The sequence below is a fragment of the Thermaurantimonas sp. genome (genome assembly GCF_046299575.1).
GTDB lineage: Bacteria > Bacteroidota > Bacteroidia > Flavobacteriales > Schleiferiaceae > Thermaurantimonas.
In genome coordinates this window covers 78,126-90,178 of sequence record NZ_JBKBHX010000006.1, presented here as the reverse complement: position 1 = coordinate 90,178, position 12,053 = coordinate 78,126, and the positions used below count along the sequence as shown (strand labels likewise).

At 29.7% G+C, this 12,053-nt stretch carries 10 protein-coding genes; all 10 read left to right on the top strand.

From position 1 onward, the window contains the following. Positions 1 to 42: 42 nt before the first annotated feature. The 10 genes from ACK4EX_RS08900 (at position 43) to ACK4EX_RS08855 (ending at position 12,029) form a co-directional block, all read left to right on the top strand. Entirely contained in the window at positions 43 to 1,158 is a 1,116-nt protein-coding gene (locus ACK4EX_RS08900; protein ID WP_409771933.1) for a hypothetical protein, read from the top strand. Continuing rightward, on the top strand, positions 1,155 to 2,270 hold the full coding sequence (locus ACK4EX_RS08895) for a hypothetical protein (protein ID WP_409771931.1): 1,116 nt from the start codon (positions 1,155 to 1,157) through the stop codon (positions 2,268 to 2,270). The genes ACK4EX_RS08900 and ACK4EX_RS08895 overlap by 4 nt, the downstream gene beginning before the upstream one ends. 1 nt (position 2,271) lies before the next feature. Then, complete coding sequence (gene asnB, locus ACK4EX_RS08890) at positions 2,272 to 4,164, top strand: asparagine synthase (glutamine-hydrolyzing) (protein ID WP_409771929.1); 1,893 nt, start codon at positions 2,272 to 2,274, stop codon at positions 4,162 to 4,164. Between the two features lie 177 nt (positions 4,165 to 4,341). Next, complete coding sequence (locus tag ACK4EX_RS08885; RefSeq protein ID WP_409771927.1) at positions 4,342 to 5,298, top strand: class I SAM-dependent methyltransferase; 957 nt, start codon at positions 4,342 to 4,344, stop codon at positions 5,296 to 5,298. A 1-nt stretch (position 5,299) separates the two neighbouring features. After that, entirely contained in the window at positions 5,300 to 6,202 is a 903-nt protein-coding gene (locus ACK4EX_RS08880) for a GT-D fold domain-containing glycosyltransferase (RefSeq protein ID WP_409771925.1), read from the top strand. Positions 6,203 to 6,237: 35 nt separating this feature from the next. Next, positions 6,238 to 7,260, top strand: a complete 1,023-nt coding sequence (locus ACK4EX_RS08875) for a glycosyltransferase (protein WP_409771923.1) — start codon at positions 6,238 to 6,240, stop codon at positions 7,258 to 7,260. Positions 7,261 to 7,263: 3 nt separating this feature from the next. Next, positions 7,264 to 7,404 (top strand): hypothetical protein, encoded by a 141-nt coding sequence (locus ACK4EX_RS08870; RefSeq protein ID WP_409771920.1) that lies wholly within the window; start codon positions 7,264 to 7,266, stop codon positions 7,402 to 7,404. A 568-nt stretch (positions 7,405 to 7,972) separates the two neighbouring features. Then, entirely contained in the window at positions 7,973 to 9,028 is a 1,056-nt protein-coding gene (locus ACK4EX_RS08865) for a glycosyltransferase family 2 protein (protein ID WP_409771918.1), read from the top strand. Further along, positions 9,028 to 10,908 carry an asparagine synthase (glutamine-hydrolyzing) gene (asnB, locus tag ACK4EX_RS08860; RefSeq protein WP_409771916.1) on the top strand — a complete coding sequence of 627 codons (1,881 nt, stop codon included), beginning with the start codon at positions 9,028 to 9,030 and terminating at the stop codon, positions 10,906 to 10,908. Before ACK4EX_RS08865 ends, asnB (ACK4EX_RS08860) begins: the two co-directional genes overlap by 1 nt. Further along, positions 10,905 to 12,029, top strand: a complete 1,125-nt coding sequence (locus ACK4EX_RS08855) for a glycosyltransferase family 4 protein (protein WP_409771915.1) — start codon at positions 10,905 to 10,907, stop codon at positions 12,027 to 12,029. The genes asnB (ACK4EX_RS08860) and ACK4EX_RS08855 overlap by 4 nt, the downstream gene beginning before the upstream one ends. Positions 12,030 to 12,053: the final 24 nt, after the last annotated feature.

Sequence of the window (12,053 nt, the reverse complement as noted above, 5' to 3'; positions counted from 1 at the left end):
TTTGATTTCACTTAACTATATTAAAATTTAAATTTTAATACTTTGCTTTTATTAAATAATATAATAAAAACATTACTTGATATACCATCTTTGAAAATTAAAAAAAAATACATTATAATTTTAAGTGATGATTGGGGTTCTATTAGAATAAAATCGTACGATGATCAACAGATACTCATTAAAAAAGGTTTGTCAATTAATAATAGATTTGATAAATACGATTCACTAGAAACAAATTCTGATATTGAATATTTATTTGAGATATTAACCAAATACAAAGATAATTGTGGAAATCATCCTGTTGTTACCGCTGTTACAAATGTTGCAAATCCCGATTTCATAGAAATTAAAAAATCAAATTTTTTACATTATCATTATGAAACAATCGATAAGACCTATAAACGATATAAAGATTCTGATAGAGTTTTAAATTTAATTAATGAAGGAATTAGATTAAAAATATTTATTCCTCAGTTTCATGGTCGGGAACATTTACAAATTAATTGGTGGATTAATGAATTAAAAATTAAAGATAGTGCGGCTAGAAAATTTTTTGAAAATGAGTTTTTTTTTGTCCCTGCAACTAATCTTGTAAATTCTTATAGGAACAGAGGTTTGGCAGCTTCTTTTGATATTTGGGATAATACAGATTTAATAACTCAAAAAGAAATAATCAATTCAGGTTTAAAAATATTTAAACAGTTGTTTGGTTATAATAGTTTGATTTTTTCTCCTCCTGCTTTGTATTATTCTCCTATGATTGAAGATACATTGTTTAATTATGGAATTAGGTGGTTGGATGTAAGTCGTGTTTTTATCGCACCTGGAGTCCGTAGTTTAGGAAAATTACAAATTAATTACCTTGGAAAAAAGAAAAAGTCTGGATTGAGAGTTTTGATAAGAAATTCAATTTTTGAACCATACATTACCGATTTAGATGATGGTGTGAATAGATGCTTAAAAGGAATAGAAAGTTCGTTTAAAAGAAACCTTCCTGCAATTATATCCAATCATAGGGTTGCCTTTGTTAGTAGAATTGATCCGTTAAATAGATTTAGAGGATTAAAGGCATTAGATTCCTTATTATCACGAATACTTAAAAAATGGCCAGATGTTGAATTTATTTCTGCAGTAGATTTTGTAAATAAATTGAAATGAATTTATTTAATAAGTTAAAATACTTTGAATTACTTTACAGATCTCGTAAACTAAAAAACAAAGTTATTGTAATAGAATCAGATGACTGGGGAAGTGAGCGGATTCCAAATTTGAAAATAAGAAATGAACTTAAAAAAATAGATATTGATGTTGAGACAAACCCTCATTTAAAATACGATACATTGGAAAGGTTAGAAGATATTGAAATTCTTCAGAATATATTAGAAAATTTAGAGAGAAAATTTGATAAGAAAATAAAATTAACTTTTAATTTTATTGTTAGTAATCCTGATTTTGAAAATATCAAAAAACATCATTTCGAAAAATTTATTTATGAAAAATTCACAACAACATATTTTAATAGAGATGGAAACAATTATTTGTGGTTAAAGATATGTGAATTAATTAAAAAAGGTTATTTAATTCCACAATTCCATGGAAGAGAACATATAAATGTTTCTTTATGGCTGTCAGAATTAAAAAGGGGCAATAAAAAACTTTTAAGAGCCTTTGAAATAGGATGTTATGGCATAGATAAATATGATTCATTAACTGGTAGAAATAATTTGATGGCAGCTTTTGAATATTCAAACAACAATGAAAAAAAATTTGTTATAGAAAGCATTAATGATGGACTAAGCTTATTTGAAGCCATTTTTAATAGAAAATCCACAACTTTAGTTGCGCCTAGACATACCTGGAATGCGGATCTTGAACCTTTTATAAACCAATTAGGTGTATCAGCAATTCAAACATCTATGTATCAAATTTCTCACGAAAGAGATCAATACAAGAGAATTTTCAGATATACTGGAATGGTTAATTCAAATTCAGGAATTGTATATTTAGTCAGGAATGCCTTTTTTGAACCCTCATATTCAAGCAAAATAGATTGGGTGAACAAAACATTTAAAAAGATACATTTAGCTTTTGCATTTAATGTGCCCGTAATTATCGGAATGCATCGCATTAATTTCGTTGGTGGCTTGAGTCCATATCAAAGAGATTTAAATTATGAGCTGTTTATAAAACTTATTGAGAAAATTATTAAACATTTCCCGGATGTTGAATTTTTAAGTTCAAATGAATTACTAAATCATATAAAATCCTGAAGTGTGCGGTATTAGTGGTTTTTTTCATAAAAAAAGTCTTTTAGACATAGATCAGCTTTTTATTTACAATAAAAATTTAAAGCATAGAGGACCTGATAGTTCCGGATATTTTTTTAGAAAGACTTCCTTAGGCAGTATAGGTCTTGGACATGTACGATTGGCCGTCCTGGACTTATCTGAATCAGGTAACCAGCCAATGACTGACAATGATTATACTATCGTTTTTAATGGCGAAATTTATAATTACAAAACCATAAAATCCGAACTTCTCACAAAAGGATACTCCTTTACTTCCAACTCAGATACTGAGGTTGTTCTTAAAAGTTTTCAGGAATGGGGCTTGGAATGCGTTAGCAAGTTCACGGGAATGTGGGCCTTTGCTATTTATAACTTTAAAGATTCAGAACTGCTGCTTTGTAGAGATAGAGTTGGAGTAAAGCCATTGTATTGGTTTAAAGATGAAGAACAATTTTTGTTCGGGTCAGAGTTGAAGGTTTTTTATTATACAAAAACTTTTAGAACAGAAATTGATTTTAATAGCTTAAAGACGTTTATCAATTATGGTTATGTCACTAATAATAAAACCCTAGTAAAAAATGTATACAAAGCTAAAGCCGGAGCCTGGACAATACTGGATTTAAAAAGCTTCGAAATTCAGACTAAAACGTATTGGTCTTATAGTGAATTTTTTGAAAAAGAAAAATTCAGAGGTTCATTTTTTGAAGCGGTTGATGAAGCAGAGAGACTTATAAAAGAATCTTGTGAATTAAGAATGGTATCTGACGTACCGGTGGGAATATTTTTAAGTGGTGGTTTTGACAGTACATTGGTTACAACTATACTTCAAAAGGATAGAACTCAAAAGCTAAAAACATTTACCATTGGTTTCTCAGATGGAATAGATGAGTCAAAGGATGCTGAAAAAATAGCAAAATATTTAGGAACAGATCATTATAGCTACGATTGTCGACAAAAAGACGCCATAGAATTAATTCCTGAATTGCCGAAATATTATGACGATCCGATCGCTGATATTTCATGTATTCCAACTATGTTGGTAAGTAAATTGACCGCGAAAGAAGTAAAGGTTGCATTGTCAGCAGATGGGGGAGATGAATCATTTGCAGGGTATTTGGGATTCAAAACATCACCGGAATACATTCATAATGTCGAAAAAATACCGTTTAAATCTATTGTAGGAACTTTTGCGAAAACATCTTCAACTTTTTTTAAAGGAAGGAATAATCATTTAAACAAAAAATTAGCAGGTCTTGGTTCCATGTTGCTGGCACCGGAAAACGAAAGACTATATCAAATGTACGTTTATCAAAATAGCCTTCCTTTTGAAATAAGCAATAATTTAATTAAAATCCCTTCAATGATTGAATTTCCTACTTTTACATATACTGAATTGATAGATCCTTTAGATGCTTTATACATATATGGCGTAGAAGATGTTTTACAAAATATGCTTTTAGTTAAGGTAGATAGGGCAACAATGGCCAATTCCCTGGAAGGCAGAGAACCCCTTTTAGACCATAAATTAATGGCTTTTGCAGCTTCTCTACCTTATGAATACAAGCATAATGGAAGCGAAAGTAAAAGACCCTTAAGGGAGATAGTTTATAAATATCTTCCTAAAGATATGATGGATAGACCAAAAGTTGGTTTTGATTTGCCAATATTTAAGTGGCTGAGGGAGGATCTTACGCATCTTATTGATGAGCTTTTAAATCCCTATTTTATAAAAAAACAAAACATTTTTGATCCAGATTATATTTATTATCTTTTACGATTATTCAGAAATAATCAATTAAGATATCCATATGTGATTTGGAGACTTTTGGTTTTTATGTTGTGGTACAACACATGGATTAGTAAAAATTCTAATTAAACCTTTTTTATATCTTTATTTTATCAAAAACTATTATTTATTTAATATATATAAATATCAAATTTATAATGGTTAATATAATTATTTATTTAGTTTTATTTAAAAATTTTTACTTATCACGATATTTGAATTAATCCAGATGATTTTATAAGTTAATCTAATATTATAATCTAATTTATGAATGAATCAATTTTGTGCCCCATTTGTAAAAGAAATAATGTAAAAAACCTCAGAAAAACATTAAGAAATAACTATTTCCTTGTAAATTGCCTCGAATGTGATTTTTACTTTGCTTCACCAAGACCCACATTTCAAGAACTTTCTGATTTTTACAATAGCATTTCTAGTATAAGATTTTTCAAACATAGTCAGAAAGAAGCAGAAAAGTTTTCAGAACCATTATTTAAAAAAATTAGAACTTACCATCCTAGTTGTAGAAAAATACTAGAAATTGGTGCTTCAACAGGTTATCAATTGTTTGGTTTGAAAAACAGAGGTTATGAAGTGGTAGGGTCTGAATTGTCAAATGATGCTTGTAAATTAGCTAGAGAATGGTATAACATTGAAATGTATGCCGACGAGTTTCCTCCAGAGGAAGAATTTAAAGAATATTTTGATGTAATTATCATACACCATGTTATAGAACATGTGGTAAAACCGAGAGAATTTATTGAGCGAGCAAGTAAGTATTTAGCAAAAAATGGTTGGTTGTTTATCGAAACACCAAATGTGAAAAGTTTAGGGGTTAAATTACTTGGGAAAGATTATCCTGTATTCTGTCCTCCGGGACATTTGAATTTCTTTTCAAAGAAAACTTTGGAAAGTATTTTGCCGAAATCTATAATTCCAATCAAATCATATACTACAAGTATGGATGGTTTAACCCCATACAACATTTTAAATGGAATATTTTCAAAATTAAAATTAAAGGATTTCATAGACAAAAAGATTAATGTTAAGCAAAAAATAGAAGCAAAAAGTGAAGTTAAGGTATTAAATTCGAAAAAATATATTGTTCTTACTCTATTATTCAGATTATCGAAATTTGTTTTTATATTATTTTATCCTTTATTCATTTTTATTGATTCAATAGGACTTGGAGAAAATTTATATTTAATATCTAAGAAAAAATAAGATGGATCTTAGACGCAATATTTACTTAAAATTGCCAAGAAAAATTATAAAACATATCCTTGGTTTAGCTTATTATCCAATTGTTTATTTCTACGGTAAACCAAAAGTAGCAAATATCTACGAGACAGTAGAATATATAATTTCAAATAAGGCATCAATAAGTAGGTTTGGAGACGGAGAATTATCTATACTTTTATTTAAAGCAAGCTATCCTTTTCAAAAATATGACCCAAGATTAGCGGATATCTATTTAGAGATTTTAAAAAACGAGACGGAAAATCTATTAGTAGGACTTCCGATAGGATATGAATCCTTGGATAATTTAGATTTTTCGCATTCCTTGATGTGGAGAGCACATTTTGCAATGACCTGGCCAAAACTAAAGAAAAGAATAAATCCTGAAAAAAAATATTACAATGCCAGTATTACAAGACCATACTTCGGAAGGGTAAATCAAGAGGGAGTCGCAGAGTTTTTTGAACTAATTAAAAAGATTTGGGATAATAGAGATGTACTTTTGATTGAAGGTGAAAAAAGTAGGCTTGGCATAGGGAATGACTTATTTGATAATGTTAAAAGTTTAAAAAGAATTTTGGCTCCAAATGAGAATGCCTTTGAAAAATTTGATCAGTACATAAATTTTATAAAGAGTTTTGATCGAAATTTTTTAATTTTAATTGCATTGGGACCTACTGCTACAGCATTAGCATATGAATTGCATAAATTGGGTTTTCAGGCGATCGATATTGGTAATATAGATTTAGAATATGAATGGTTCAGAATGGGAACAAAAAAAAAGATAAAAATAGAAGGTAAATATGTAAGTGAAGTTAAGGGAGGTAGGGAAGTTGCTGATATAAAGGATGAAAAGTATTTTCAACAAATTATTTATAAATTTATTTGAAAAAGAAATTTGTTTTAATCACCACATGTTTACAAATGGGTGGAGTGGAAAGAGCATCTGTAAATACTGCAAACGCTCTTTCTGAATTAAATTTTGACGTTTATTATATTTCATTATTTAATAAATTACATTTTTTCAAACCGAATCCAAATGTTAAAATTATTGAACCGCAAGGATTTAATGAATACAATTTATCATTCATTAAAACAATCCTCTACTTAAGGAATAATATAAAAAAAATAAATCCGAACTATATTCTAATTTTTGGGAAAATTTATGGTGCATTTCTTGCAATTTCTCTATTAGGTACTCATTATTCATATTATTTATCTGAAAGATCCAGTCCTCTTTATAAATGGCAATTTCCTTTCAATTGGATCAATCGAATTGCATATTCCTTAAATCCGCCTAAGGGTGTGATTGCTCAAACCAGCATTGCTGCCGAATTTCAAAAAAAATATTATAGGAATTCCATAGTTGATGTAATTCCAAACATTGTTAGAGAAGTTAAATTGTATCCAGATATTCAAAGAGAAAAAATTTTATTAGCTGTAGGAAGATTAAATGATCATTTGAAAGGCTTTGATCTGCTTTTAAAAGCCTTATTTCATTTAAAAAATCAGGATTGGATGTTGCATTTAGCCGGTGGGGATGGAAACACATCTAACCTTAAGGCACTTGCTTTAAATTTAGGTATTAATCACAGGATAAAATTTTTAGGAAAAATTACTGATATTGACTTACTTTATGCTAAGGCTGGAATTTTTGTAATTCCATCGCGCTCAGAAGGTTTTCCAAATGCGTTGTTAGAAGCTATGTCAGCAGGTTGTTGTTGTGTGTCTTTTGATTTTATAGCTGGTCCAAGAGATATTATTGTTGACGGTTATAATGGAATTTTAGTTGAAAGAGAAAATTATAAAAAATTGGCTGAAGTACTTGACTATTTAATTGAAAATGAAAAGTTGAGAAATTATTTAGGGAATAATGCGAAAAAAATCATTGAAACGCATAACGGAGAATTGTATAAAAAAAAATTGCTTCAATTTTTAAATTCCTGAAACATGGTTAAATATAAGCATACAAAAGAAATACATAATATGACTTCACCAAGAGAACTTGTTCCTGTTTTTTTGGAAATTGATAATTTTCGTTCAGTTATAGATGTTGGCTGTGGTTTGGGTACATTTTTAAGAGCTTTTTAAGAGAATGGAATAAACGATCTGCTTGGAATTGATGGTAAATGGTGCAATAAAGAATTATTATTTAAAAATATTGATGAATCACAATTTCTTGAATGGGAATTAGAAGAAGAAATTAAAATAGATCGTAAATTTGATCTGGCGATTTCCCTAGAAGTAGCTGAACACTTATCCGAAAAGAGAGCACCGTCATTTATAAATGATTTATGTAAACTAAGTGATACAATAATTTTTTCAGCTGCAATTCCATATCAGGGTGGACTTAATCACATTAACGAAAAGCCATTATCGTATTGGACTCGTTTGTTTAAAGAAAATAATTATACTTGCTATGATATAATTCGACCAAAAATTTGGTATAATGAAAACATTTATTGGTGGTACAGACAAAATCTATTGGTTTTTAAAAAAAATGAAATTAATAAATTATATCAAGATGAATGTATCATTGATATTGTTCATCCAGAATTATTAAAGGTATCTTTAGATTACAGAGATAAAAATTCAATTAAAAGACATTTAAAAATATTATTGAAATCGATATTATATAGATTTAAACTTATTGACTAATTTGAAAGACTTAATTTCAATAATTATACCTGTTTATAATGTAGAAAAATTTGTAGATAAATGTATAGTATCTTGCATTAATCAAACTTACAAAAATATTGAGATTATTTTAGTAAATGACGGATCAATTGATTCATCCGGTGAAATTTGTGAAAATTATAAAAGGATAGATAATCGTATAACTGTATATCACAAAGAAAACGGCGGACTTTCAAGTGCCAGAAATTTCGGAATCATCAAATCAAATGGCAAATACATTACTTTTTTAGATTCTGATGACTGGTTGGAACTAAATACTTTGGAAGTAGCTCACGAGATCATCTCAAAGTATTCTGCTGATATAGTTTTTTGGTCATTTATTAAGGAGTTTTATAGAAATAATATAAAATACAAAGTCTTTCCTACCGATAATGATATTGAAATTTTTGCAAATGATAAATTGTACAATATCAGAAGACGCACAGTAGGTTTATTGAATGAAGAATTGAGGTTCCCTACAAAGACAGATTCGTTTATATCTGCATGGGGTAAATTATACAAATCTGATTTAATAAAACAAAATAATATTAAATTTTTAGATACTCATTTGGTTGGAAGTGAGGACGTATTCTTTAATATTCAAGCTTTTCATTTTTCAAATAAAATTATTTACATCAATCAATTTTTGAATCATTATCGAATGACAAATGAAAGCTCGCTCACAAAACATCATAAAAATACACTTTTTTATCGATTTAAAAACTTATACCATACTATTGATGATTTTATTATTAAAAACAATTTTGAAAATTCTTATAAAATTGCATTATCCAATCGTTTAGTCTTATCATTAATCAACAATTGTCTTGCTATTTCAAGTAAAAATTACACAGTTAAATGTAAACAAAAACTTTCTGATTTAACTTTAATTTTAAACGATGATCTTTTTCGGGAAAACCTAAAAAAATTTCAGTTCAAATTCCTACCATTTAAATGGAAGATTTTTTTTATCGCGGCCAGATTTAAACAAAGTTTTATTTTGTTGTCCATTACAAAAATATTTAGGACAATTAATTGATGTGTGGAATATTTGGTTTTATTAGTAACAATTTTGATTTAAAAGTATTAAAATCCCATACAGATATACTTTACTCAAGAGGTCCGGATGATTGTGGATACTATTATGATGCACCAGTAGGATTAGGGCATAGAAGGTTGTCGATTATTGATCTTAAATCCGGTGCACAACCAATGTTTTCTGATGATAAAACTGTTGTTATAGTATTTAATGGAGAAATCTATAATTTCAAAAAAATAAAAACCAGACTTGAACAAAGTGGGTATTCATTCCAAACTCATAGTGACACAGAAGTTATCATAAAATGTTATCAAAAATATGGTTGGGAATCCTGTCTGAATTTATTGGAAGGAATGTTTGCCATTGCACTTTGGGATAAACGCTTAAAAAGGCTTTTTATTGCAAGGGACAGATATGGCGAAAAACCTTTGTATTATACGAAATGTGAGGACAGTTTTTTGTTTTCTTCAGAATTAAAAGCATTAGATGAATTTATAGACAAAAAGAAGATTTCAATAAAAGGACTAAATCTTTTTTTCAGTTTGACTTATATCCCGGCTCCCTTTACCATTTTTGAGGATGTTTATAAGTTAAAGCCCGGTCACTATATTGAAGTTGACGAAAAGGGCAATTTTGAAATTAAAGTGTATTATGATTTAAAAAGTATCGTTGAGAACAATCAGCATTATTTAATTACTGATTATAAGGCTGCTAAGGAAATGCTACGTCGCCTTTTATTTGAATCGGTGGAGGAGCGAATGGTTTCGGATGTACCATTAGGTTCATTTTTAAGTGGGGGAATTGACTCCAGCATTGTATCTGCCATTATGGCGAAGGTTTCTTCTGAGCCAATTAAAACTTTTTCTATAGGTTTCAAAGAAAAAGCTTATGATGAAAGCAGACGATCTGCTTTAGTAGCTAAACATATAAAATCAGATCATACATTATATTTTTTAAGTCACAAAGACTTATTGGAAATAGTGGATGATGCCTTGGCCTATTTTGATGAGCCTTTCGGTGATTCTTCAGCTATACCTTCGCTCATGGTTGCCAAAAAAGCAAGGGAAAGAGTAACAGTGGTGCTAACAGGTGACTGCGCGGATGAATTGTTTGGTGGATATGAAAAATATTTAGGTAGCTATTATGCTGCTCAATGGAATAAAGTTCCTTCATTTTTTCAAAAATTAATAAAAAAATGGATAAACTTGATTCCTCACACTACTATTACTAATCATACTCTTAGAAAGGTTAAGAAAGTAATAAAATCTGCATCTTTAACACCAAACCAAAGATATATTCAGCTTTCGTCTTTAGGTTTTTCAACCAATGAAAAACAGCTTCTGATAAAAAATGAATACTATCAGTCAACTGACAATGAAATAGGCTTTTTTTTCAATGAATTTCCAAATTTAAATGAATTGGATAGAACGTTTTACAGCGATGTAAAATTAGTGTTAGAAGGGGATATGTTGACCAAAGTGGATCGCATGTGTATGTTCAGTTCCTTAGAAGCCCGTGTGCCATTTTTGGATTCAAAAATTGTAGACTTTTCCTTTCGATTGCCTTCCAATTTCAAAATTGAGGGAAAAGAAAAGAAAAAAATACTTAAAGATACCTTTGCAGACCTTCTGCCGAAGGAAACTTTGTCTTTTAGTAAAAAAGGATTTGGGCTTCCTCTTAATATATGGTTTAAAAATGAATTGAAACAAGAACTACTCGAGTTATTAGATAAAGATTTTATTCAAACCCAAGGGATTTTTCAAGCAAATTACATTGATAAATTACTGGAAGAACACATGAATAACCAAGAGAACCATAGTTTTAAATTATGGGTCTTATTTGTCTTCCAAAAGTGGTACAAAAGGCATTGGGTTCATTGAAAAAAAAGCTTATTCTCGGGGTCACATCAGGAGGAAGTTCAAGATTACTCGACGGCCAAGCTAAATACTTCAGAGAATTGGGATATGAGGTGTACTTGATTTCACAAGATCACTATAAAGAAACTATATTTTGCCAGAAAGAAGGGATTACACATTTACCAGTCGATATTGTTGCGGAAATTAACCCTCTTAAAGATCTAAAGTCTTTAGTTCAGATCATAAGGCATTTCAGAAAAATTAAACCCGATATAGTAAATCTGGGAACTCCCAAAATGGCATTATTGGGTCTATTAGCCGCAAAAGTTTTGGGTGTTAAAAGGCGTATTTACACATGCAGAGGATTACGGTTTGAAACAGAGGTTGGAGTGATGCGAAAGATTTTAATCCTAATGGAGCGATTAACAGTAAGTATGGCTCACAAAGTAATTTATGTCAGCCATTCTTTGAAATCGGCAGCAGGGCGCTATGGCATTTTGGATGAAAAAAAGTCCATAGTCATTCTAAAAGGAAGTAGTAATGGAATAAATTTAAATACTTTCGATAGAGGTAAAATTGATCAAACAGAGGTTACCGAATTAAAAAAGAAATATAAACTAGAAAATTGCCTTGTTATAGGTTTTGTGGGTAGGGTAACAAGAGATAAAGGCGTTTACGAATTAGTAGATGCTTTCGAAAGTTTATATGAAAACTATCCCAATTTAAGATTAATTATGATGGGTCATATAAAATGTGAGAAGACATTCGAGAAAAGATTTCGATCCCATCCTGGAATTATTCATATTCCCTTTCAGGACAATGTACCCTTGTACATGTCTCTGTTCGATATTTTTGTATTGCCTTCCTGGAGAGAAGGCTTCCCAAATGTACCCGTTCAAGCTGCAGCCATGGGGCTTCCAGTTATAGTAAGTGATGCCACAGGTTGTATTGATTCAGTTAACGAAAATGTAAACGGATTGGTGTTTAAAGCAAGAGATAAAGAGGCACTTCGAAATGCCCTGAAATATTATATAATAAATGAAGAAAAAAGGCTGGAACATGGGCGTGAAGGTTTGAATTGGGCTAAAGAATTTTCGCAGGAATCTCATTGGCAAGGTATTAATCAGGTATATTTAACTAAATAAAAAATATGTGTTTTTATTTTATAT

Bases quoted from the DNA above. Each gene is read 5' to 3' on its own strand.
- ACK4EX_RS08895 (WP_409771931.1), top strand. From the start codon at position 1,155: ATGAATTTATTTAATAAGTTAAAATACTTTGAATTACTTTACAGATCT.
- ACK4EX_RS08870 (WP_409771920.1), top strand. From the start codon at position 7,264: ATGGTTAAATATAAGCATACAAAAGAAATACATAATATGACTTCACCA.
- ACK4EX_RS08875 (WP_409771923.1), top strand. From the start codon at position 6,238: ATGGGTGGAGTGGAAAGAGCATCTGTAAATACTGCAAACGCTCTTTCT.
- asnB (WP_409771916.1), top strand. From the start codon at position 9,028: ATGTGTGGAATATTTGGTTTTATTAGTAACAATTTTGATTTAAAAGTA.
- ACK4EX_RS08880 (WP_409771925.1), top strand. From the start codon at position 5,300: ATGGATCTTAGACGCAATATTTACTTAAAATTGCCAAGAAAAATTATA.
- ACK4EX_RS08885 (WP_409771927.1), top strand. From the start codon at position 4,342: ATGAATGAATCAATTTTGTGCCCCATTTGTAAAAGAAATAATGTAAAA.